This window comes from Stenotrophomonas sp. (assembly GCF_032061965.1).
Lineage (GTDB): Bacteria > Pseudomonadota > Gammaproteobacteria > Xanthomonadales > Xanthomonadaceae > Stenotrophomonas.
The window spans coordinates 1-22,191 of the sequence record NZ_DAMBEF010000049.1 but is presented as its reverse complement, the minus strand read 5'-3'; the positions used below and the strand labels follow the sequence as shown (position 1 = coordinate 22,191).

The 22,191-nt window shown below is 65.7% G+C and carries 20 protein-coding genes and 2 pseudogenes; 10 read left to right on the top strand and 12 right to left on the bottom strand.

Annotated features, from left to right (window positions below; translation table 11 throughout):
• Positions 1–401 (bottom strand): serine dehydratase beta chain (locus tag RT460_RS17435; protein WP_313320754.1); only part of this gene is annotated, 401 nt, incomplete at its 3' end.
• Positions 402–497: 96 nt separating this feature from the next.
• Between RT460_RS17435 and RT460_RS17430 the strand changes: the two genes are divergently transcribed.
• Positions 498–728: a glutaredoxin family protein gene (locus RT460_RS17430; protein WP_313320752.1), complete on the top strand. Its 231-nt coding sequence runs from the start codon at positions 498–500 to the stop codon at positions 726–728.
• A gap of 199 nt (positions 729–927) precedes the next feature.
• Here the strand turns inward: RT460_RS17430 and RT460_RS17425 are convergent, their stop codons facing one another.
• From RT460_RS17425 to RT460_RS17415, 3 genes and pseudogenes are all read right to left on the bottom strand, one after another.
• Positions 928–1,500 (bottom strand): YceI family protein, encoded by a 573-nt coding sequence (locus RT460_RS17425; protein WP_313320750.1) that lies wholly within the window; start codon positions 1,498–1,500, stop codon positions 928–930.
• Complete coding sequence (locus tag RT460_RS17420) at positions 1,497–2,075, bottom strand: cytochrome b (protein WP_313320748.1); 579 nt, start codon at positions 2,073–2,075, stop codon at positions 1,497–1,499. Before RT460_RS17420 ends, RT460_RS17425 begins: the two co-directional genes overlap by 4 nt.
• Positions 2,076–2,185: 110 nt before the next feature.
• Positions 2,186–2,755, bottom strand: a pseudogene (locus RT460_RS17415) (YceI family protein); the annotation flags it as partial.
• 217 nt (positions 2,756–2,972) lie between these two features.
• Between RT460_RS17415 and RT460_RS17410 the strand changes: the two are divergent.
• Together RT460_RS17410 and RT460_RS17405 are read left to right on the top strand one after the other, a co-directional pair.
• Entirely contained in the window at positions 2,973–6,533 is a 3,561-nt protein-coding gene (locus RT460_RS17410) for an ATP-binding protein (RefSeq protein WP_313320746.1), read from the top strand.
• Positions 6,530–10,078, top strand: a complete 3,549-nt coding sequence (locus RT460_RS17405) for an ATP-binding protein (RefSeq protein WP_313320744.1) — start codon at positions 6,530–6,532, stop codon at positions 10,076–10,078. Before RT460_RS17410 ends, RT460_RS17405 begins: the two co-directional genes overlap by 4 nt.
• On the opposite strand, the gene mdtD is transcribed toward RT460_RS17405, so the two are convergent.
• The 6 genes and pseudogenes from mdtD to RT460_RS17375 all read right to left on the bottom strand — a co-directional run.
• The gene (gene mdtD / locus RT460_RS17400) at positions 10,079–11,488 is read right to left on the bottom strand and encodes a multidrug transporter subunit MdtD (protein WP_313320742.1); all 1,410 of its coding nucleotides are present in this window, start codon (positions 11,486–11,488) and stop codon (positions 10,079–10,081) included.
• 63 nt (positions 11,489–11,551) lie between these two features.
• A complete protein-coding gene (locus tag RT460_RS17395; protein WP_313320740.1) occupies positions 11,552–12,199 on the bottom strand; it encodes a hypothetical protein in 648 nt (215 codons plus the stop codon).
• A 62-nt stretch (positions 12,200–12,261) separates the two neighbouring features.
• Positions 12,262–13,335, bottom strand: a complete 1,074-nt coding sequence (gene hemE / locus RT460_RS17390; protein ID WP_313320738.1) for a uroporphyrinogen decarboxylase — start codon at positions 13,333–13,335, stop codon at positions 12,262–12,264.
• Positions 13,336–13,397: 62 nt separating this feature from the next.
• On the bottom strand, positions 13,398–13,649 hold the full coding sequence (locus RT460_RS17385) for a WGR domain-containing protein (RefSeq protein WP_313320736.1): 252 nt from the start codon (positions 13,647–13,649) through the stop codon (positions 13,398–13,400).
• Positions 13,650–13,870: 221 nt separating this feature from the next.
• Complete coding sequence (aroB, locus tag RT460_RS17380; protein ID WP_313320758.1) at positions 13,871–14,980, bottom strand: 3-dehydroquinate synthase; 1,110 nt, start codon at positions 14,978–14,980, stop codon at positions 13,871–13,873.
• An 18-nt stretch (positions 14,981–14,998) separates the two neighbouring features.
• Positions 14,999–15,520 (bottom strand): annotated as a pseudogene (locus tag RT460_RS17375) (shikimate kinase); the annotation flags it as partial.
• Between the two features lie 99 nt (positions 15,521–15,619).
• Here RT460_RS17375 and RT460_RS17370 point away from each other — a divergent pair.
• Positions 15,620–15,823 carry a dodecin family protein gene (locus RT460_RS17370; RefSeq protein WP_313320734.1) on the top strand — a complete coding sequence of 68 codons (204 nt, stop codon included), beginning with the start codon at positions 15,620–15,622 and terminating at the stop codon, positions 15,821–15,823.
• A gap of 84 nt (positions 15,824–15,907) precedes the next feature.
• Here RT460_RS17370 and RT460_RS17365 read toward each other — a convergent pair whose 3' ends face one another.
• Positions 15,908–16,744 (bottom strand): kinase, encoded by an 837-nt coding sequence (locus tag RT460_RS17365; protein WP_313320732.1) that lies wholly within the window; start codon positions 16,742–16,744, stop codon positions 15,908–15,910.
• Positions 16,745–16,786: 42 nt separating this feature from the next.
• On the opposite strand from RT460_RS17365, the gene pdxH reads away from it, so the two are divergent.
• The 4 genes from pdxH to RT460_RS17345 are packed head-to-tail and all read left to right on the top strand — an operon-like array spanning position 16,787 to position 18,982.
• On the top strand, positions 16,787–17,386 hold the full coding sequence (gene pdxH, locus RT460_RS17360) for a pyridoxamine 5'-phosphate oxidase (RefSeq protein WP_313320730.1): 600 nt from the start codon (positions 16,787–16,789) through the stop codon (positions 17,384–17,386).
• Positions 17,383–17,844 (top strand): aminoglycoside 6'-N-acetyltransferase, encoded by a 462-nt coding sequence (gene aac(6'), locus RT460_RS17355; RefSeq protein ID WP_313320728.1) that lies wholly within the window; start codon positions 17,383–17,385, stop codon positions 17,842–17,844. Before pdxH ends, aac(6') begins: the two co-directional genes overlap by 4 nt.
• Positions 17,841–18,179, top strand: coding sequence for a hypothetical protein (locus tag RT460_RS17350; protein WP_313320726.1), 339 nt, complete (start codon positions 17,841–17,843; stop codon positions 18,177–18,179). The genes aac(6') and RT460_RS17350 overlap by 4 nt, the downstream gene beginning before the upstream one ends.
• Positions 18,179–18,982, top strand: a complete 804-nt coding sequence (locus RT460_RS17345) for a cobalamin-binding protein (RefSeq protein WP_313320756.1) — start codon at positions 18,179–18,181, stop codon at positions 18,980–18,982. Before RT460_RS17350 ends, RT460_RS17345 begins: the two co-directional genes overlap by 1 nt.
• A 91-nt stretch (positions 18,983–19,073) precedes the next feature.
• Here RT460_RS17345 and RT460_RS17340 read toward each other — a convergent pair whose 3' ends face one another.
• Positions 19,074–20,297 (bottom strand): citrate synthase family protein, encoded by a 1,224-nt coding sequence (locus tag RT460_RS17340; RefSeq protein ID WP_313320724.1) that lies wholly within the window; start codon positions 20,295–20,297, stop codon positions 19,074–19,076.
• Between the two features lie 114 nt (positions 20,298–20,411).
• On the opposite strand from RT460_RS17340, the gene prpB reads away from it, so the two are divergent.
• Together prpB and RT460_RS17330 are read left to right on the top strand one after the other, a co-directional pair.
• Entirely contained in the window at positions 20,412–21,296 is an 885-nt protein-coding gene (prpB, locus tag RT460_RS17335) for a methylisocitrate lyase (RefSeq protein WP_313320722.1), read from the top strand.
• A 158-nt stretch (positions 21,297–21,454) separates the two neighbouring features.
• Positions 21,455–22,191 (top strand): citrate/2-methylcitrate synthase (locus RT460_RS17330; protein WP_313320720.1); only part of this gene is annotated, 737 nt, incomplete at its 3' end.

The following is a 22,191-nucleotide window of genomic DNA, read 5'->3' as shown; positions in this document are numbered from 1 at the left end:
TAGGCGGTGAAGCGCATGCCATTGGTGTGGTACGGCAGCTTCTGGCGCTTGTTCATGGCCAGGTCGCGCTTTTCGTCGAACGCGATCTCGCGCTGGCCCATCAGGTTGATGCGCTTGCTGCTACGGATGCGTTCCAGTGCTGCCGGAATGATGTCCGGGTCGATCTGGTTGGGGCGGTGGCCTTCCAGGCCGAGCAGCACGGCCTTGTCGGTGCCGTGGCCGCGCCCGGTCAGGGCCAGCGAGCCGAATACCTCGGCGCGGATGCGCACGGTGTTCTGTAGTTGGCCCGGGTCCAGCAGCCAGCGGTGGACGAAGCGCTCGGCGGCGCGCATCGGGCCCACGGTGTGTGAGGAGCTCGGGCCAATGCCGATCTTGAACAGGTCGAACGTGCTGACGGACATGCGGATTCTGCGTACTGCGATGAGATGGCCGCTATTCTACGGGTTCATTGCTGCAGGCCATGTCTGCAGCGCAGCATTCCCGGCACAGGTGATGAAATGGGATTGATCCTCTATCAACGTGACGACTGCCATCTGTGTGACCTTGCGCTGGCGGTGCTGGCACAGGCGAGGGCGCCGGAATTTGACAGTGTGTTCATCGACGACGATGACGTGCTGGAAGCACGCTACGGGGCCCGTGTGCCGGTGCTGCGTGATGCCGCTGGCAGGGAGCTGGACTGGCCGTTTGACGGGGCCAGGTTGGCCGCCTGGTTGCAGTTTGCAGGGTAGCGCCGACGTTACCCCACCGTAGCTCGGGTAAGTGCAGTGCACCCGGGGTTGCTCGCGTGGGAAACCCGGGTGCGCTGCGCTTACCCGGGCTACTCGTTTGGCTTTGTCGAGAAGGCTTCTGCCGCGCATGGCTCGGCACTACACACCCTTCTCAGGGAAGCCCTCTGCCGAGCATGACTCGGCACTATGGGGCGCTTGATTACTTCGCGTTGAGCTTGACGATGGTGCTGATCGCGGTTTCGTCGGGGATGGTCTTGGTGTCGGCCCAGTCGCCGCCGCCCACGCCGAAGTCCAGGCGCTTGACCGTGGCCTTGCCCTTGAGCACGGGCTGCGCACCGTCGGTCCAGGAGAAGGTCAACGTCACCGGCTTGCTGATGCCGCGCAGCTGCAGCGTGCCATCGGCAGCAAACTCGTTGTTGCCCAGTGCGCGGAAACCATTGGCGGTGTAGCGCGCTTGTGCGAACTGGGACACGTTGAAGAAATCCGCACCCTGCAGGGTGGAGTCACGATCGCTGTTGCCGCTTTTGGCGCCAGCCAGCGGAATGGTCACGTCGAGCTTGCCGGCGGCCGGGTTGGCCGGATCAAAGCTGACCTGGGTCTGGAAGCCGGGGAAGTTGCCGGTGAACACCTCGCCGTCGTACTTGGTGGCGAACACCAGGATCGAGCCTGCACCCGGTGCCTGTACATAATCGGCAGCCATTGCCGGTGCAGCAGCCAACATGCCGGCCAGTGCAGCGGCCACGGCGGCGGGGGAAGAAAGCTTGATGTTCATGCGGAATCCTTTTGGGGAACGTTGAGCCAACCTTGCGGCAGCATGCGTGCCAGCGTGGCATCGCGTTGATGAATGTGGTGATAGAACGCCGCGCCGGCATGTGCCAGCACCAGCAGGATCAGGGCCCAGAAACCCCACTCGTGGATGCTGTGGGAAATCTGGCTGGCCTGCTCGCTGGGGGCAACCAGCTTGGGCATTTCAACCAGGCCGAACCACTTGAAAGGACGCAGGCCGCTGGCCGAGTCGTACAGCCAGCCGGACAGCGGGATGGCGAACATCAGCACGTACAGCAGCCAATGGGTGGCCGAGGCAATACGTTCCTGCCAGCTCGGCGTGCCGGGGACCGGCTCGGGGGCCCCTGCATACAGGCGCCATCCCAGTCGCACCGCAACCAGCACCAGCACGGTGATGCCGATCGACTTGTGCATCGTGTACACCCAGAAATACTTCGGCGTCTTGGGCAGCTCGCCCATGGTCAGGCCGACGATGCCCAATGCCAGGATCAGCAGCGCAATCAACCAGTGCAGGGTCTTGCTCATGCTGCCCCAGCGCTGTGCGGAGTTCTTCAATGTCATGGATGTTGTTCCGTTTCCGTGGCGGATTTCAGGGCAGCGTCGGCGGCATCCTGAAGATCGGTGGCTGGGGTGGGCGGGATGGGTTGTGCAGCGGGTACTTCAGCGTTCTCATCGCGTACCGCCTCGGCTTCGATACGCAGCTCGACCTGGTCGCCAATCACGGATTTCCAGGCGTCGATGCCGAAATCAGCGCGGCTCAGCAAGGTGGTCGCGGAGAAACCGGCGGTGCGACGGAACGGTGGCATCGGGTGCCGCTTGAGTGCATTGAGGGTCACGTCCAGCACGACATCGCGGGTAACACCGCGCAGTGTCAGCTGACCGTGTACGCGGGCATGCGTGGCGTCGATGGGCTCGACCGAGGTGGAGACAAACCGCGCCTGGGGATGGCGTTCGCCATCCAGCAGGTTGCGCGCCAGCGTGGCCTGGTTCCACTTGTCGTCGCCCAGGTCCAGCCGGTTGAGTGGTACCACCACGTCCAGGCGTGCGCTGCGCCAGTCGTCCGGGTCGAACGCCAACACGCCCTCACTGCCGGACACCGCCCCCAGCGCCTTGGAAAAGCCCGCGTGCTCGATGGCAAACACCACGCGGGTGTGGACCGGGTCGAGCCGATAGCGGTCGGGCGCGGCCAGCGCGGTGAACGACAACAGGCAGCAGCTGAGCAGTAGCAACAGGCGCGGCAAGGTTTGGCTCCGGTGAGGAATGCGGGGATTCTAGGCGGATGGACCCATCCGTTTGTGCCCATATTGCGCAACGGTTTGTTACGGCACTGCCCACGTCATTGCAAGGTCGGGGTTTTGCCCGTGGCCCGGCGCGGCGGTAAAGTCGCCGCCATCAGGGGATGCCAGCGCCGCCGTGGGGGTTGTGGGCAATGCCGACGGTAGCAGGGAGAGGCGGACGTTGATCAAGCGGTTGCTGCGATGTGCCTGGGTGGGCGCGATGCTGGTGTGGGTCGGCCTGCCGATGCTGGCCGCTGCCCAGGGCGTGGCCGAAACCCCGCGCCTGCGGCGCCTGGGAGTGGCCGAGGGATTGCCCTCACGCATGGTGCTGGCGCTGGCGCAGGACCGCCGCGGCTACATCTGGGCGGCGACCGATGACGGCCTGGCCCGTTACGACGGCCAGCAGATGCGGGTATGGCGCCAGGACCCCTCGCAGGCGGAGGGATTGCCGGGCAATGCGCTGGAAACCCTGCTTGTCGACTCCAGGGACAGGGTCTGGATTGGCATCAATGGCGCCGGGCTGGCGATGCTTGATCCAGGCCGCAAGCGCTTCACCCGGTTTGCCACGCTGGAAAAGCAATGCGCCGAGCAGGTCTGGGCACTGGCCGAACATGGCGGCCAGATGTGGGTCGGTACCAGCGGCTCGGGCATCTGCCTGCTGCACCAGGACGGCAGCGTGAGCCGTTACAACCATCAGCCCGATGACCCGCGTAGCCTGCCCAATGACACCATCTATGCGTTGCTGGCCAGCGCGGATGGCAGTGTCTGGATCGGTACTGCGGATGGCCTGGTGCGCTGGACCGCCACCGGTGGATTCGTGCCCGTCAACTCCCCGCTGTTGCAGGGCAAGGTGGTCATCCGCCTGAGCCGGGATCGCGATGGCGGCGTTTGGGCAGGCACCGGCAATGGGCTGCTGCGGGTGTTGGCTGACGGTACGGTGCAGGCCGCGCCGTGGCCAGGCGCGGAGCAGATGCGGGCGGCGGTGGTGCTGCATGACCGCAACGGCGGCTACTGGGTGGGCGCTTCCAACGGTCTGTATCGCAGCCATGGAAGCCAGCTGCAGTTGCTGGAGGGCGATCGGGGCAGCGGTTTCCTGACGGGCAGCAGCGGCGTGCTGGATCTGTTGCAGGATCACGAAGGCGGGGTGTGGACCGCGCTGTTGACCCAGGGAATCGGCTACCTGAGGCCGGACTGGTCCCGCTTTGCGAGCTTCGACCAACTGGATGGTCAGGCGCTGGAAAGCCAGTACCTGCTCAACACGGCCGCAGATGGCGATGGTTATCTGGTCGTGGGTGGGCATGGTCTCTACCGCGTGGATGCAGCCGGCACGCTGCAGCACCTGGCCGACACCGCGCGGCTGGGCAGCGGCAGCATCTGGTCGGTGCTGCGCGGTCGCGACGGCGTAATCTGGATGGGGCGGGCCGGCAGCGTGCTGCTGTACGGGCCGGGACGCGATCAGCTACGCCGGATTGATCTGGGCGTAGGGGATGATCCACAACTGCGCGCCGATCTGATGCAGCGTGCCGCCGATGGCAGCGTCTGGCTGTCCATCATCAATCATGGCCTGCAACACCGCGCCGCCGATGGCAGCCTGCTTGCGGATTACCCGATGGGTACCACCCCGGGCCTGCCCGACAAACTGGTCGAACAGCTGCTGTTGGCCAAGGACGGCACCTTGTGGCTGGCCGGCGGGTTCGGCGTGCTGCGGTTTGATCCTGCACGGCAGCATTTTGTCCCGGTCCCGGGCATTTCCAACGACATGGCCTATGGGCTGGCGTTGGCCGACGACGGCGGCATCTGGGTAGCTCGGCAGGGCGCACTGGAGCATTTCCAACCCACTGCGACGGGTTTCACCCGCGACAGGCAGTTGGGGACGGACGAAGGCGTGCCGATGACGGCGATGGGTGGCCTGGTACTGGGCTGCAGTGGGCAGTTGTGGGCGACCACGCCACGTGGATTGTTGTGGTGGCGCCCTGGTGATGCACGGGTGCGGGTGTTGGGCAGTGCCGACGGCGTACCCGACGCGGAGTTCACGTCGCGGCCACCGGCGCATGCCGGCTGCGGCCAGGCCTTGGCGGTGTCGGCGACCGGCCTGCTCGGTTTCGACCCGGATGCGGTGGCGCCTGCGCCGATTGCCTCGCAGATGGTGATCGACGCCATCGGTGTACGTCGCAACGATGGCCAACACGAACAGTTGTTGGGCAGCCGTGCGGTGCGGCTGGCAGCCAATGATCGCGATCTGCGGGTAAGGGCGCGCCTGCTGGCGTTCGCCGATCCATCGCAGCACCGCTTCCGCATGCGCGTGCAGGGCTATGACCAGAACTGGGTGATGCTGGGCAGCGATGGCGAACGTGTTCTGTCGCGCCTGCCGGCCGGCAGCTACACCCTGCAGGTGCAGGGCGCGGTGGGTGAGGGACCATGGCTGCCGGCGCAGCAGCTGGGCATCGAAGTTACGCCGCCTTGGTGGCGCAGCACGGGCGCCATTGCTGTCTATCTGCTGCTGGCGCTGACGGTGGCCGCCATGGCGATGCTAGGCTACCGGCGGCGGCTGCGTCGACGCAGTGAATGGCAATTGACGGTGCACAAGAAAGAACTGGCCGAACAGGCGTCGCAGGCCAAGACCCGTTTCCTGGCCACACTTGGCCACGAAGTGCGCACGCCGATGACCGGCGTGCTGGGCATGAGCGAGTTGCTGCTTGATACCGATCTGGACCCGCGCCAACGGCGTTATGCCGGCGCCATCCAGCAGGCGGGCTCGCACCTGCTGCGGCTGGTCAACGACGCGCTGGATCTTGCACGTATCGAATCGGGAAAGCTGGAGCTCGATGTCCAGCCTTTCGACCTCGGCGCGCTGTTGCAGGAGGTGATCGGCCTGATGGCGCCGATGGCCGAGCGCCGTGGGCTGCAGTTCGAAGGGGACGGCCAGGAGTTTGTCGGCGTGCAGGTGCTCGGTGATCCGATGCGTCTGCGCCAGATACTGATGAACCTGCTCGGCAATGCGATCAAGTTCACCGAGCAGGGGACGGTTGGCGTAAGCGCAACCCTGCTGCCCGGCAGTGTGTGCTTCTGCATCCATGACACCGGGCCGGGCATCAGCACCGAGCAGCAAGGACGCTTGTTCCAGCGTTTTGAACAGGCCGAGGGGCCGCGGACAGCCTCACGTTACGGCGGCAGCGGCCTGGGCCTGGCGATCTGCAACGAGTTGGCGGTGGCGATGGGCGGCGGCATCCAGGTGGACAGTCGGCTGGGCGAGGGCGCACGCATCACCGTCGAACTGCCGTTGGCATGGGAACGCCTTTCCGTTGCCGAGGCCGAAGCTGCACTGCAAGTGCAACCGTCGCTGCCACCGTTGAAAGTGCTGCTGGTGGAAGATGACGCCACCGTGGCGCAGGTCATCAGCGGGCTGCTGGCTGCGCGAGGGCACCAGGTGATACACGCGGCGCACGGGCTGGCGGCATTGTCGGAGGTAAGCCTGCACGCGTTCGATATCGGGCTGCTCGACCTGGACCTGCCGGCCCTGGATGGCATCGCCTTGGCGCGCCAATTGCGCGACATGGGCAACCTGTTCCCGTTGGTGGCGGTCACCGCCCGCTCGGATGCTGCTGCCGAACACGCTGCGCTGGCGGTGGGCATGGAAGGCTTCCTGCGCAAGCCGGTTACCGGGCCGCTGCTGCATGAGGCCATGCTCAAGGCCCTGCGCAGTGCCCAGCACCACCGTGGCGATGTGGAGTTGTCCGTATGAGGTGGTGGCTGCGTTGCATGCTGGCCTATGCCTGGATCCTGCTGCCCCTGTTGGCGCTGGCTGAAGTTCCGGCCACACCGCAGCCGCGGCAGCTGACCGTGGCCGATGGCTTGCCGTCCAGCAACATCAATGCCTTTGCCGAGGACAAGATGGGCTATCTGTGGCTGGCCAGCCGCGATGGCCTGGCCCGCTACGACGGGCGCAATTACCGCATCTGGCGCGCCGAGGATGGGTTGCGCGACAACCTGATCTGGAGCCTGCATGTGGATGCGCGCAACCAGCTCTGGATTGGCACCCAGAACATGGGGTTGGCGATGCTGTCGGCCGACAGGCGCAGTTTTCGCTTCTTCAATCGCCAGACCCACCCGGAGATCGGCAGCAACACGATATGGTCGGTCACCTCCACACCCGATGGCAGCGTCTGGTTTGGTACCGCGACCGGCGGCCTGCACCGGCTCAGCCCGGAGGGACGGATCACGCGATTCATGCCGAAGGCGGGCGATCCCAACAGCCTGCCTGCGGCGGCGGTGGGCTATCTGGCGGTGACGCTGGATGGAAACCTGTGGGTAGGCACCAAGGGCGGGCTCGCGCGCTGGAGTGGTGAAGGTTTTGAACCAGTGGACACGCGCCTGTTGCCCTCCAACCGCATCAACGGCCTGGAAGTCGACCGCGAAGGGCGCATGTGGGTGGCCACCAACGGTGGCGTCGTGGTGCGCAATGCCGACGGCCATTTCGCCCCGGCGCACTGGCCCGGTGCTCCGGCGGGCGAAGTGCTCAATGTGTTGCAGTACTCCAGCGACGGCAATTACTGGTTGGATACCCGCACCGGCCTGGGACGCTTCCGCAACTCGGTCGTGCACAACGTGCCGCTCTTCAGCGCACAGGAACGTGGCCTGGTGCGGCCCAACTGGTCCAGTGCCTTCGAGGATCGCGAAGGCGGCCTGTGGTTTGCCAGTACCAACGCCGGCCTGTGGCACCTGCCGCCAAGTTGGCGGCAGTTTTCGGTGCTGTCGCGCCTGGTCGATGAGCCGGGTTCGCTGCGTAACCCGTATGCCCTCGCGCTGGCGCCCTCGGTGTCCGGTGGCGTGTGGGTAGCGGGTACACGCGGTGCCCTGGATCGGTTTGATCCCGGCACGGGCGCGGTGGAACACCACCTGACCGTGATCGATGACACCAACTGGCCCCAATCCTTGGCCGAAGATCCGCAGGGGCGGGTATGGATCGGCAGCCTGGACAGCCTGGTGCGCTACGACCCAAGCGATCAAGGGGTGCGCCGTTGGCACCACGATGCCAAGCAGGATGCCGCAATGTCGGGTGACGCCGATATCCTGCGCATCTGCGATGGCGGGCGCATCTGGGTGTACTCCGAAATAGGCGGATTGCAACTGCGCGATGGCGAGGGGCGGGTACAGTTGCAGCTTGGCATCGGCCAGGCCGGCGTGCCGGCAGCCACCGTCGAGGACATGCAATGTGGCCCGGCCGACCATCTGTGGTTGGCGGCCGGCACTGGCTTGCTGATGTGGCAGCCGCAGGACCAGCGCTTCATCCCGGTTCCTGGCGCACCGACCAGCCGGATATCCACCTTCGCCATTTCGGACAGCGCGGTGGCCTGGGTCGCCGGCCAGGGGCGGATAGATCGCCTATTGTGGAACGGGCACAGCCTGTCGCCGCTGGACAGCCTCAGCGGTCGCGACTTCCCGATGCTGGCGCCCAATGGCCTGGTGGTCGATGCCGACGGTGTGGCCTGGGCAAGCAGTGCGCGTGGATTGATCCGGATCGATCCGGGCAGTCGTTCGGTGCGCCTGTATGGCGTGCATGACGGCCTGCCAGGGCAGGAGTTCCGTCGTCGCAGCCTGGTGCAGGCACGCAGCGGGCAGATCGCCGGTGGTACGCCGGAGGGCGTGGTGCTGTTCGACCCGACCCAGGTCAAACCCTCCAACCGGCAACCGCCATTGGTGATCGAACGGGTGAGCGTGCGCCGTGGCGACCAGGAGCAGGAACTCACCAACCAGACGCCGTTGTTGATCCTGGAAGGCGACCGCGACCTGCGCATCGTCGCCCGCCTGCTGTCGTTTGCCGACTCGGCGACCAACACCTATCGGTTCCGTCTGGGCGGTTATGACCCGGATTGGGTGGAGGCCGGCGCCAACGGCGAGCGCGTGTTCTCACGCTTGCCGCCCGGCAGTTACCAGCTGGAAATACAGGCGGCCACCTCGGACAACGTGTGGTCGCCAGTGCGCACCCTGGCCTTCCAGGTGCAGCCGCCCTGGTGGCGCAGCGCACCGGGGCTGATGTCGATGATACTGCTGGGTGTCGCGCTGTTGTTGGGTGGTGCCTGGCTGTACCGGCGCCGGTTGCGGCGGCGCAGCGAGTGGCAGCTGGCGCTGCACAAACAGGAACTGGCGGAGCAGGCCTCATTGGCCAAGACCCGCTTCCTGGCCACGCTCGGCCACGAGGTGCGCACGCCCATGACCGGTGTGTTGGGCATGAGTGAGCTGCTGGCTGCAACGGACCTGGACGACCGCCAGCGCAGCTATGCGCAATCGATCCGTCGCGCGGGCGAGCACCTGCTGCGGCTGGTCAACGATGCCTTGGACCTGGCCCGTATCGAGGCGGGGAAGCTGGAGCTGCAATCGCAACCGCTGGAGCTACAACAGCTGCTGGATGATGTGCGTGGTTTGATGGAGCCGTTGGCGCAACGGCGGGGGCTGGATTTCCAGCTGGAAAGCAACGCACCACCACGCACCCGCGTGGTGGGTGATGCGATGCGCCTGCGGCAGATCCTGCTCAACCTGCTGGGCAATGCGATCAAGTTCACCAGCCAGGGCCATGTCCGTCTGCGCGTTGGCCTGGAACCTGATAGCAAGGGGCTGTGGCTGGAAGTGGCCGACACCGGCCCGGGGATCAGCCCGGAGCAACGCAAGCGGCTGTTCCGGCGCTTCGAACAGGCTGATGGTGCACGTACCACGGCACGCTACGGCGGTAGCGGCCTGGGCCTGGCGATCTGTCATGAGCTGGCGATGGCGATGGGCGGTTCCATCGACGTGGACAGCGTGCTGGGCGAGGGGACGGCCTTCACGGTACGGCTGCCGCTGGCCTGGGAGGCCGGAGCCCGCAGTGCGCAGGAAGAGGCGGCCGCTGCATGGGCGACCTTGCCCCCGCAACGGGTGCTGCTGGTTGAAGATGATCCCACCATCGCTGCGGTCATCCGTGGCCTGCTGGAAGTGCACGGCCACCAGGTTGCGCATGCTGCGCATGGTTTGGCGGCGCTGGCGGAGGTGTCGTCCAACGAGTTCGATGTAGCGCTGCTGGATCTGGACTTGCCCGGCCTGGATGGCATCGCCTTGGCGCGACAACTACAGACGATGGGCTACACGATGCCGTTGGTGGCAGTTACCGCGCGCTCCGATGCCGAGGCCGAGCCGACCGCACGTAGTGCCGGCTTTGCCGACTTCCTGCGCAAGCCGGTGACCGCACAGATGTTGCTCGAATCCATTGCCGGGGTACTGGCTGAGCAGCGCCGTCGCAACCACGGCCTGGGCTGATCATTCGGCCACTTCCTCGACCGCGCGTGGATGCGGTCGGTTGTCCGGCAACTGCCAGAAGACAAGTGTCGAGCTCAGTGTGATGGCGCCCACGCACAGGAACGTGGCATGCAGGGCGGCGGTGGCGCCATGGCTGCTCAGGTGGGTGCCGAAGGTGGACAACAGGCTGCCAGCGGTGGCGGCACCAAAGCCGGTAGCCAGCATCATCACCATCGACAGCAGGCTGTTGCCGCTGCTGGCCTGGGGCGTATCCAGGTCGCGCAGGGTGACGGTGTTCATCACCGTGAACTGCATGGAGTTCACGCCGCCGAAGATGGCCAGCTGGAGCAAGCGCAGCCAGAGCGGCTGGCCGGGGTTGATCAGCGCGAAACTGGCCATTGCCAGCCCCACGCAGACCGTGTTGATCATCAGGATGCGGCGGTAACCAAAGCGCTCGACCAGGCGTACGGCGGCTTTTTTCGCGGCCATGCCGGACAGCGCCACCGGGATCATCATCATCCCTGCGGTCATCGGGCTGTAGCCCATGCCGACCTGCAGAAGCAGCGGGATCAGCAACGGCATCGCGCCGCTGCCGATACGCGAGAACAGGTTGCCAAGGATGCCGATGCGGAAGCTGATCACCTTGAACAGGCTCAACGGGAACAGGGCATTGCGCGTATTGGCCGCATGCAGCCAATACCCGGCCAGCGCGGCGATGCCAATCACGGCCAACACGTGCGACGAGCCGATCGCGGAGAAACCATCCAGCGCCAGCGACAAGGCGATCATTCCCAATGCCAGCATCAGGTAGCCGGCCAGATCAAAGCGATGCTGCTGCTGGCCGTAGTGGTCGGGCATGATGCGCAGCGCGGCGATGATGCCGATCACGCCGATGGGCAGGTTGATCAGGAAGATCCAATGCCAGGACGACACCTCCACCAGCCAGCCGCCCAAGGTCGGGCCGAGCAGGGGGCCGATCAATGCTGGAATGGCGATGAAGCTCATCGCCGACAGGAACTGATCGCGCGGCACGCTGCGCATCACCGCCAGCCGCCCCACCGGCAACAACATCGCCCCGCCGATGCCCTGCAGTACCCGCGAGGCCACCAGCCATTGCAGGGTGGGTGACAGCGCACAGGCCAGCGAGCCCAGGGTGAACAACACGATGGCGGCCAGGAAGGTGCGGCGCGTGCCGAAGCGGTCGGCAATCCAGCCAGATGCGGGAATGAAACTGGCCACCGCCAGCGCATAGCTGAACACCACCGACTGCATCTGCAACGGGCTTTCGCCCAGGCTGCGCGCCATCGCCGGCAGTGCCGTGTTGACGATGGTCGAGTCCAGCATCTGCATGAAGATCGCCAGCGACACCAGCCACAGCAGTGGCTTTTGCGCGGACGCGGCGGGCAGGGTGCTGGGCGGTGGTGCTGGCATCGGCTCGACTCAGGCGGGGCAGGTGCCCATTGTCCTCCGATGCGTGTGCAGATGCTGCGTGGGTCAGCGGCCGCCGCTGCTGCTGAGCACGTACTGTGAACGCGACGGGTCGTCGGCTGCGGGCTTCAGCATGATCATGCGGTTCACACCGCCCATCAGCAGCAACCAGGAATCACCTTCCTGTTGCAGGGTACAGGTGGGTACTGCGTCGGGGTTGCGCTGGTGCAGCGGCAGGCACTCCCGCTCGATCACCGGGCCAAGCGCACTGCGCAATGCCGGTAGCGGCGCGTCGACGGTGTAGCTTTGCGCGTGGTGCATGGCACCGCCGCTTTCGCTGTAGCCCAGCACCGGCAGGCCCTGCAACTGCACTGTGCCGGGCTTGAAGCTGGCGTTGACGGTGTAGGAAAGGTAGCTGGCGCTGATCACCGGCATTCCCATCTCGCAGGACGCCAATGTGAGCTGCTCCACGGCCGGTTGCCAGCGCGATGACAGTTCGTCCAGCCGCGCCACGCGCAGTTGCGAACAGCTGCCGGGAAAACCCTTCATCCCGGCAGAGAACACCACGAGGCGGGAGCCATCAGCGCTCCGTGCAAGGCTGGGAAACTCATCCAGGGCAACCTGCAGCGGCTTGCCGGACTGTGCTGCTGCCGGCCAGGCGATGGCCAGCAGCAACAGCGGCAACGACAGTTTGAACGAGCGCGCAGACAGCATGGTTTTTCCAGCGGATTTGACTGCAGCCGATGGTGCCACGCCCGTGTCGTCGTGCGTGTGAATCAGCGGCGGCTGAGGCGATGCACTGCGTCCACCAGCACACCGACGTGCTCGGGGTTCATGTCCGGTGACATGCCGTGACCGAGGTTGAACACGTGGCCTTCGCGCGAGCCGCCATTGCCGGCGGCATAGCTGTCCAGCACCTTGCCGACTTCACGGTTGATCGCGTCGGGCGAGCCATACAGCGTGGTCGGGTCCAGGTTGCCCTGCAGCGCAACCTTGCCGGCGGCCGCACGCGCGGCGTCTTCCAGGGTGATGGTCCAGTCCACGCCGACGCCTTCGGCACCGCTGCTGGCCAGTTCGGCCACGTACTGGCCAGTGCCCTTGCCGAACAGGATCAACGGCGTACGCTCGGCGCCTTCGCCACGCTTGAGTTCACTGGCGATGCGATTGAGGTAACGCAGCGAGAACTCGCGGTACATCGCCGGACCCAGCACGCCGCCCCAGGTATCGAACACCTGCAGCGCCTGCGCGCCGGCCGCGCGCTGTGCCGACAGGTAGGCGATGACCGCATCGGTCACCACCTCCAGCAGTTGGTGCAGGGCCTTGGGGTCGTTCAGCGCCATCGCCTTGATGCGCGCGTAATCCTTGCTGCCGCCGCCTTCGATCATGTAGCAGGCCAGCGTCCACGGGCTGCCGGAGAAGCCGATCAACGGCACCTTGCCGTCCAGCTCGCGGCGGATCAGGCGCACCGCGTCCATCACGTAGCCCAGCTCGGTTTCCATGTCCGGCACCGCCAGCTTGGCGATGGCAGCGGCGTCACGCACCGGGTGCTTGAACTTGGGGCCTTCACCTTCGGCGAAGTACAGGCCAAGGCCCATTGCATCGGGCACGGTGAGGATGTCCGAGAACAGGATGGCGGCGTCCAGATCAAAGCGCTGCAGCGGCTGCAGGGTCACTTCGCAGGCGATTTCCGGATTCTTGGCCATGCCCAGGAAGCTGCCGGCGCGGGCGCGGGTAGCGCGGTATTCCGGCAGGTAACGGCCGGCCTGGCGCATCAGCCAGACGGGGGTGTAGTCCACGGGTTCGCGGCGCAGGGCGCGCAGGAAGCGGTCGTTGCGAAGTGGGCTGGTCACATGGAACTCCTGGGGGTTGGAACCGCGGGCGCAGCGTGGCGCGCCCGTTTGGAATACGGGATTCAGGGCGCTGCCTGGCCGGCGGTGAACATCACCTGGAAGCCTTTCCTGATCTGCCCATCGCGGGCCTTTTCGAAGGCGTGGATGGCGTCGTCGTGCTGCAGGAAAAGTTCACGGCGCAGCTGGATGCGGCCACCGGTCTGGCCGCTTTCGCGCAGCAGTTCCCAACCGCCGAGCAGATCCGGCACCAGGGAAAGCTGGACATAGCGGGGGGCTTCGTTGCCGCTGGGCGGCTGTTGCAGTAGGACGCGCATGGCGGCGATTGTAGCCGGTGTGCGGGTTTTGGGCTGGTTTGGGGGAACCGCGAGGTCCTTCTCCCGACGGGAGAAGGTGCCCGAAGAGCCTGCCCCCGCGAAGGCGGGGGGGCGGATGAGGGTGCGGGCGAAGCCCCATGCTCTTTTGACGCCATCAGGCTTCGCCCGGGCCCTCACCCCAACCCCTCTCCCGCCGGGAGAGGGGCTTCAGGCACTGCCGCTCAGCCTTCCCGCAACACCGCCAGCACCGCGGCTTCATCCACATCCGGCACCACCTCGGCCTTGCCGATGCCGCGCCACAACACCAGGCGCAGGCGGCCGGCGATGTTTTTCTTGTCCAGGCGCATGTGCGCCAGCAGGGTTTCGGCATCCAGCCCGGCCGGAATATTCGTTGGCAGGCCATAGGCCTGCAGCAGCTCGCGCAAGACCTCGGTGTCGGCCGCATCGGCCATTCCCAGGGCCGCGGACAGTTTGGCCGCCAGCACCATGCCCACGGCCACCGCTTCGCCGTGGTTGAGATTGTCGTTGCCCGGCGCACCGTAACCCTGCGCCGTTTCAATCGCGTGACCAAAGGTGTGGCCCAGGTTGAGCAGGGCACGTTCGCCTTTTTCCAGCGGGTCACGGGCGACGATTTCGGCCTTGTGCTCGCAGCTGCGGGCAATGGCCTGGGCTAGGGCGGTGTCATCGCCGGCCAGTAGCGCTTCCCGCTCGGCTTGTAGCCATTGGAAGAACAGCGGATCACGGATGGCGCCGTACTTGATCACTTCGGCCAGGCCGGCGCGCAGCTCGCGCAGCGGCAGGCTGCGCAGGACGGCGGTGTCGGCGATCACCGCGCGCGGCGGATGGAAGGCGCCCACCAGGTTCTTGCCCTGCGGAATGTCAACGGCGGTCTTGCCGCCCACCGAGGAGTCGACCATGGCCAGCAGGGTGGTAGGCAGCTGTACGCAGTCCACGCCGCGCATCCAGCAGGCGGCGGCGAAGCCGGCCAGATCGCCTACCACCCCACCGCCCACTGCCAGCACGCAGGCATCGCGGGTGGCGCCCAGGCTGGCCAGCGCAGTGATCGCTCCGGCGAAGTTGTCCAGGGTCTTGGAAGCCTCGCCCGCCGGCAGGATGTGCTCTGCCAGTTTCAGGTCCGGGCGCTTGGCCAGCAGGGTCGCTCGCACGCGTTCCAGGTAAAGCGGGGCGACATTGTCATCGCTGAGCAGCAACACATGGCGGCCGCGGATGGGGGCGGCCAGCAGTTCGCCATTGCTCAGCAGGCCGGGGGCGATGTGGATCTGATACGGGCGATCGCCACTGACGGCGACGCTGCGGGGGGAGGTGGTCATGCGGTTGGGTTCCAGGATCTGCCATTGCGCGGCAAGCTTGACCACGGCGTGTGCGGTGGCATCGGCGGGGGAATAAAGGTCGGTGTCGATGATCAGATCGGCGACTTCGCGGTACAGCGGGTCGCGGATGACGGCCATCTCCTGCAGCACCTGTTCGCGGTCGGGGCGTTGCAGCAGTGGCCGGGTCTTGTCGCGTTGCAAGCGCGACAACTGCGAGGCCACGCTCACCCGCAGGTAGACCACGAAACCGTGCTTGCGCAGGTGTCGGCGGTTGTCCGCATCCAGTACGCAGCCACCGCCGGTGGAGATCAGTTGGCCATTGCCCGCCAGCAGCTGTGCCAGCACCCGCTTTTCATGGGCACGGAAGCCGGCTTCGCCAGCGTGCTCGAAAATGGCCGGGATGCTGGAGCCGACGTCGTCCACGATGGCTTGGTCGGCATCAACGAACGCCAGGCCAAAGCGCTCGGCCAGGCGGCGGCCGATGCTTGTTTTGCCGGCGCCCATGGGGCCGACCAGGATGAGATTGGGGGCGGGATTCATTACTGAACGATGCTAGCACCTCATGTCGGCGCCTTAACAAGGTAGCAGCCAAGCTGGGCGACTCCACGAATGGTTCGTGGTGCAACCAAGGAGTCGTACATGTCAGTGGCGAAAATCATTGAAGTCAGCGCGTCCTCCAAGACCAGCGTCGAAGACGCGGTGCGTAGCGGCCTGAAGAAGGTGGCCGAGACGGTCAAGGGCATCCAGGGTGCCTGGGTCAGCGAAACCAAGGCTGTCACCGATGAGCAGGGCAATGTCACCGAGTGGCGGGTCAATCTGCGTATCACCTTCCTGGTGCAGTAAGCCGTTGCGCGGCACCCTGCAGCAGTAGCGCAGGGGCCGTGGCGCGGTGAAGTGCCCGGGGTGGCATCCCGCCCCGGGGCACTTTCATGACGACGATGAAAGCGTCACCGGCTGCCGTTGGGCATCCAGGGCAATGACCCGGTCGGCAATGGCCGGCAGTGTGCGCAGGGCCTGCCGGCTGACGCGCTCATAGAACTGCACGAAACGCTCCAGCTGCGGCCGGCTCATGCTGCTGCGGCCAGGTGAGGCTTGCTGCAGCGCCTGCTCCTGCTGCCAGCGCCAGTGTGGCACCACCGCGAAGCTGGGCGGTTGCAACATCCACAGGCGGTCGAAGCGCTGCCACAAAGCCGGGTAGTGCTCGGCCAAAGCCTGGTTGCACCAGTGTCGCCAGGTGCCTTCGGCGTCGGCATCGCGTTCCAGAGCGTTCAATGGCATCCGTAGCGCCTCATCGGCTTCGGCCGGGGTGCCCAGGAACCAGCCTTCGAACACCAGCAGGTCCAATGGCTGCTCGATCTGCTTCCATTGCGCCTCGGGGACGCGTTCGTCCGCAAGTTTGTCGAAGCGCGGCAGCGCAAATGCCTGCCCTGCCTTGGCTGCATCCAAGGTTGCCAGCGCCAGGGTGAGATCATGCGTGCCGGGCGGTCCACGCGTGGCCAGCAAGGGATGGATGCGATCGGCCAATCGCTGGCGCTGCGCACGGGTAAGGTAGGTGTCGTCGATGGAAAATGCCGCCGCATGCAGGCCGCGGCTGTGTGCCAGCTCGACGATCTGCGCCGCGAGGGTCGATTTGCCGCTGCCCTGCACACCGCTGATCGCCAGGATGGGCGTGCTGCTGGCACTGGCCAGCGCCTCATCCAATGCCTGCGCCACCAGCTCGGGCGCATAGCGACGCGGGGGAAAACTGTGCGTTACGGGGGACATGGCGCCACAATAGCCCAAACACGAGCCCTACGAAGCACGACCATGACCAATCTTTATGCAGAAGCGTTATCGACTTTCGCCGCATTGTTTGAAGAGGCCAAGGCTGGCAAGGAAATCGATGCAACCGCGATGACGGTAGCGACCGCTGACATCGACGGCCGGCCCTCGGCGCGCACCGTGCTGCTCAAGGCCTTCGACGAGCGTGGCTTCGTTTTCTACACCCATCTGGACAGCCGCAAGGGCCGTGAGCTGCATGACAACCGCGCAGCCGCCTTGTTGTTCCTGTGGCGCAGCCTGCGTGAGGCGGGCATCCAGGTGCGCATCGAGGGTGACGCGCAACTGGTGTCGGCTGCTGAGTCCGATGCTTATTTCGCCAGCCGTCCGCGCATGAGCCAGATTGGCGCCTGGGCCTCGGTGCAGTCGCAGCCGCTGGCCTCGCGCGAGGAGTTTGAACAGCGCCTGGCCAATTTCGAGGCGCGCTTCGAAGGTCGCGATGTGCCGCGTCCGGACGGTTGGGGCGGCGTGCGTATCGTGCCGCGCCGGATCGAGTTCTGGTACGGCGCCGATTTCCGCCTGCACGAGCGTTGGTGCTATGAGGCCGATGCGGCGGGGGAGTGGAGCAAGCGGCTGCTGTTCCCGTGAAACAGATCGACGTCGACATCCGCCGCGCGCTGGCCAGTGACTGGCCGGCGTGGGCGCGGCTGCGTCGCGCCTTGTGGGCTGATTGCGATACGGATCTGGCCGAGCTGCAGCAATTGCTGGAAGACGCCGGCGGCACCGTGTTGCTGGCCTTCGCGCAGGGGCAGCCGGTGGGCATGGCCGAAGCCAGCCTGCGCCATGACTACGTCAATGGCAACTCGAGTTCGCCGGTGGGCTTCCTCGAGGGCTGGTATGTGACTGAAAGCCTGCGCGACAAGGGGATAGGCCGCGCGCTGGTCGCCGAGGTTGCACGCTGGGCACGCGCGCAGGGCTGCAGCGAGCTGGCCTCCGATACGGGACTGGACAATGTGCAGGCCCAGGCCGCGCACAAGGCCAGCGGCTTTGTCGAAACCGAACGCGTGGTCTATTACCGCATGGGCCTGGACGCGCCGGCGACATGAAACTGCTTCCGCTCTACCGCATCACCGTGTTTGTGCCGCCGGCCGAGCTGGCACGGCTGAAGCAGGCCATCCTGGCGGTCGATGACCTGGCCGCCGGTGGTTACGCCGATGGCATGTGGGAATCGGATGCACGCGAGCAGTTCCGGGTCCTGGAAGGTACCCGCAGCGTGCAGGGGCAGGGCGGTGAGCGCGTATATCAGCCCTCGGTACGGCTGGAGTTCTGCATCCCGCGCGATGCGCAGCGCCTGCAGGACCTGTTGGCGGCCATCGCCGCGCACCATCCCTGGAATACCCCGGCGATTTTCGTCGATACAACGGAGTTCGCCGTCGCATGATCGGCCCGCGTCGCATTGTCTGCCTTACCGAAGAACCCACCGAGACCCTGTACGCACTGGGTGAGCAGGACCGCATCGTCGGTATCAGTGGCTTTACCGTGCGGCCGCCCGAGGCGCGCCGCGACAAGCCCAAGGTCAGTGCCTTCACCAGCGCCAAGGTGGGGGAGATCCTCAAGCTCAAGCCGGATCTGGCGATTGGTTTTTCCGACATCCAGGCCGATATCGCCGCCGAGTTGATACGCAACGGTGTGGAAGTATGGATTGCCAACCATCGCAGCGTGGCCGGCATCCTCGATTACATCCGCCGCCTCGGCGGCCTGGTCGGCGTGGCTGAGCGCGCCAACGCGTATGCCGATGAACTGCAGCGTGGCCTGGATGCGATCGCCGCACAAGCGGCAAGGCTGCCGCAGCGTCCGCGCGTCTATGTCGAGGAATGGGACGAGCCCATCATCACTGGCATCCAATGGGGCGCCGAGTTGGTCGAGATCGCCGGCGGTATCGATGTGTTTCCGGAGTTGTCGCGCGAACCCTTGGCCAAGGCACGCATTCTTGCCGATGGCGAGCCGGTGATCGCACGCAACCCGGACATCATCATCGGCTCGTGGTGCGGCAAGAAATTCCGTCCCGAGCGGGTCGCGGCGCGGCCCGGTTGGGAGGCCATCAATGCGGTACGCGATGGCGAGCTGCATGAAATCAAGTCACCACTGATCCTGCAGCCGGGCCCGGCTGCGCTGACTGATGGTGTGCAGGCGATCGCGCAGATCATCAACCAATGGTCCAGGCGTGTTGCAGGAACGGCATAAGCCGCGAAGCTGGAAATGTGAGAAGGCCCCCAAGGCTCGCCCATCCACAACCCGCCCCTTTGCTGCGCAAAAAGGAGGGAGCAACGGCGCGTCACCCTCTCGGCGCCAACCCGGTATAACGCGCACGTGGCCGTATCAAGGTTCCCAGTGCTTGCTGCTCCAGCGCATGCGCCAGCCAGCCGGTAAGGCGTGCGGTGGCGAACATCACCAGCGCATGCGCGCCCGGCAGCTCGTACACGTAGCAGATGGCACCGAGCATGCCGTCGATGTTTGGATGTTGGCCGCTGACTTCTTCGGTAGCCGCCAGCACCGCGTCCACCAGACGCATGCGTGGCGAGTCGCCGCAGGAGGCACGCAGCTGGCGCAGCACTTCAGCACCGCGCGGGTCGCCATCGGGGTAGAGCAGGTGATGGAAGCCCGGCAGCTCGTCGCCGCGCCGCCAACGTTCGGCAATGAAGGCGGCAGGTGCGCCACTGGCCTCGGCATCCAGCAACAAGGCATGTGCGCGGGCGGTGGCGCCGCCGTGGCGGGGACCGGACAGCGCGGCCAGGCCGGCACTGACCGTGGCATGCAGATGTGCGCCGGTAGAGGCAACCACACGTGCGGCGAATGCGGACACATTGAGCTCGTGATCGGCGCATAGCACCAGCGCCGAGCGCACCAGCTCAGCGAAAACCGCATCGCCCGGCCGCCATGCGTCGGCCAGCAAGCGATGCACCGGACGTGCATCCGGCGCGGTGCCGACCAGCAGCGCCGCGTTCTGCCGTAGCAGCATGGCCGCGACTTCACGGCGAACCGCGATGGCTGCATTGAGTGATTGGCGTTGTTCCAGCGCCAGCAAGGGAATACAGGCCATCGCACGTTCGACCGGGGGCAGCTCGGCATCCAGCGCCAGGCTGGCGATACGTGATGGCCATGCGGCTGGCGCGTTGACGGCAAACGGGTCCTGGTCCTCGCATTCCCATAGCAACCGCGCGATGTCCTCGAGGGTGGCGCCGGCCTGTGCCGCAGCCACCGCCGAACGGCCACGGTAATAGGGCGCATCGGGGCGGATCAGCGAGATGCGTGTCTCCAGCACCGGCAGGCCGCGATCCAGGCTTTGCGCAGCACCGCGCTCAGCCCCACGGCCGGCCCGCTTGCGTTGTGCCAGCCGCTCCACCTCCGCCCGCAGGTATACCCGGCTGCGCGCCTGTGGGCCAGGCCGCGAGCTCAGTTGCCCGCGGCTGACATAGGCATACAGCGTGGCGGCACTGATGCCGAGCAGGGCACAGGCTTCAGTGGCGGTGATCAGTTCGGTGTCGGCGTGTTCGGGCATGCGTATTCAATATGTTGATTGATTGAATCAAGATTGATCAATGCATTCGATAGTGACAGATTAATCGTCATAGCGGAATGGCATGCTCGCCTCCGCCCCGCCAGGAGCCACCCCATGAGTCTTTCTTCCGCCGGCGCAGCCTTCCGCGCCGCACTGGCCACCGAAACCCCGCTGCAGATCGTGGGCGCCATCAATGCCAACCACGCCCTGCTGGCCAAGCGCGCCGGCTACCGCGCCATCTACCTGTCCGGTGGCGGCGTTGCCGCCGGCTCGCTGGGTCTGCCGGACCTGGGCATCAACACGATGGAAGATGTGCTGATCGACGTGCGCCGCATCAGCGATGTCTGTGACCTGCCGCTACTGGTGGATATCGATACCGGCTTCGGTCCGAGTGCGTTCAACATCGCGCGCACGGTGAAGTCGCTGATCAAGGCCGGCGCTGCGGCCTGCCATATCGAAGACCAGGTCGGCGCCAAGCGCTGCGGTCACCGCCCGGGCAAGGAGATCGTGTCGCAGGGTGAAATGGTGGACCGGGTAAAGGCTGCGGCCGACGCCAGGACCGACCCGGATTTCTTCCTGATCGCCCGCACCGATGCCATCCAGATGGAAGGCGTGGACGCTGCCATCGAGCGCGCGCTGGCCTGTGTGGAAGCGGGCGCTGACGGCATCTTCGCCGAGGCCGCGTATGACCTGGACACCTACAAGCGCTTCGCCGATGCGGTGAAGGTGCCGTTGTTGGCCAACATCACTGAATTCGGCGCGACCCCGCTGTTCAGTCGCGATGAACTGGCCTCGGCCGGTGTTGCCATGCAGTTGTTCCCGCTGTCGGCATTCCGTGCGGCCAACAAGGCCGCCGAAAGCGTGTATGAAGCCATCCGCCGTGACGGCCACCAGCGTAATGTGGTGGACAACATGCAGACCCGCGAGGAGCTGTATGACCGGATCGGTTACCACGAATTCGAACGCAGCCTGGACAAGACGTTTGCTGCGAAGAAGTAACTGCACTTCCTTCTCCCACTGGGAGAAGGTGGCGCGCAGCGCCGGATGAGGGTCGGTGCCACTACTGCTGAGTATTTCAGCGTGTCCGACCCTCACCCAAACCCCTCTCCCGATGGGAGAGGGGCTTCAAAATCCCGTATCTGAGCGAGGTTCACACCATGTCCGAATCCACCGCCGCACCGGCATTCAAGCCGAAGAAGTCCGTCGCCCTGTCCGGCACCGCTGCCGGCAACACCGCGTTGTGCACCGTTGGCCGTAGCGGCAACGATCTGCACTACCGTGGTTACGACATCCTGGACCTGGCCAACACCAGCGAGTTCGAGGAAATCGCCCACTTGCTGGTGCACGGCAAGCTGCCCAACAAGGCCGAGCTGCGCGCCTACAAGGCCAAGCTCAAGGCGCTGCGTGGCATCCCGGCATCGGTGAAGGCCGCGCTGGAAGAACTGCCGCCGTCGGCGCACCCGATGGACGTGATGCGTACCGGCGTTTCCGTACTCGGCTGCGTGTCGCCGGAAAAGGACGACCACAACCATCCGGGCGCCCGTGACATCGCTGACAAGCTGATGGCCTCGCTGGGTTCGATGCTGCTGTACTGGTACCACTGGAGCCACAACGGCAAGGTCATTGACGTGGAGACCGACGATGATTCGATCGGTGGCCACTTCCTGCACCTGCTGCACGGCGAGCAGCCGCGCGAGTCCTGGGTCAAGGCCATGCACACCAGCCTGATCCTGTACGCAGAACACGAATTCAATGCCTCGACCTTTGCCTGCCGCGTCATCGCCGGCACCGGTAGCGACATGTACAGCGCCATCACGGGCGGTATCGGCGCACTGCGCGGCCCCAAGCACGGTGGCGCCAATGAAGTGGCTTTCGAAGTGCAGAAGCGCTACGA

What these genes read in the sequence shown, in the direction of transcription:
- aroB (WP_313320758.1), bottom strand. Translation starts at nt 14,980, where the DNA reads ATGACCACCTCCCCCCGCAGCGTCGCCGTCAGTGGCGATCGCCCGTAT.
- RT460_RS17340 (WP_313320724.1), bottom strand. Translation starts at nt 20,297, where the DNA reads ATGCCCGAACACGCCGACACCGAACTGATCACCGCCACTGAAGCCTGT.
- RT460_RS17395 (WP_313320740.1), bottom strand. Translation starts at nt 12,199, where the DNA reads ATGCTGTCTGCGCGCTCGTTCAAACTGTCGTTGCCGCTGTTGCTGCTG.
- RT460_RS17365 (WP_313320732.1), bottom strand. Translation starts at nt 16,744, where the DNA reads ATGTCCCCCGTAACGCACAGTTTTCCCCCGCGTCGCTATGCGCCCGAG.
- prpB (WP_313320722.1), top strand. Translation starts at nt 20,412, where the DNA reads ATGAGTCTTTCTTCCGCCGGCGCAGCCTTCCGCGCCGCACTGGCCACC.
- RT460_RS17420 (WP_313320748.1), bottom strand. Translation starts at nt 2,075, where the DNA reads ATGACATTGAAGAACTCCGCACAGCGCTGGGGCAGCATGAGCAAGACC.
- RT460_RS17430 (WP_313320752.1), top strand. Translation starts at nt 498, where the DNA reads ATGGGATTGATCCTCTATCAACGTGACGACTGCCATCTGTGTGACCTT.
- RT460_RS17370 (WP_313320734.1), top strand. Translation starts at nt 15,620, where the DNA reads ATGTCAGTGGCGAAAATCATTGAAGTCAGCGCGTCCTCCAAGACCAGC.
- mdtD (WP_313320742.1), bottom strand. Translation starts at nt 11,488, where the DNA reads ATGCCAGCACCACCGCCCAGCACCCTGCCCGCCGCGTCCGCGCAAAAG.
- RT460_RS17405 (WP_313320744.1), top strand. Translation starts at nt 6,530, where the DNA reads ATGAGGTGGTGGCTGCGTTGCATGCTGGCCTATGCCTGGATCCTGCTG.
- RT460_RS17350 (WP_313320726.1), top strand. Translation starts at nt 17,841, where the DNA reads ATGAAACTGCTTCCGCTCTACCGCATCACCGTGTTTGTGCCGCCGGCC.
- RT460_RS17385 (WP_313320736.1), bottom strand. Translation starts at nt 13,649, where the DNA reads ATGCGCGTCCTACTGCAACAGCCGCCCAGCGGCAACGAAGCCCCCCGC.
- pdxH (WP_313320730.1), top strand. Translation starts at nt 16,787, where the DNA reads ATGACCAATCTTTATGCAGAAGCGTTATCGACTTTCGCCGCATTGTTT.
- RT460_RS17425 (WP_313320750.1), bottom strand. Translation starts at nt 1,500, where the DNA reads ATGAACATCAAGCTTTCTTCCCCCGCCGCCGTGGCCGCTGCACTGGCC.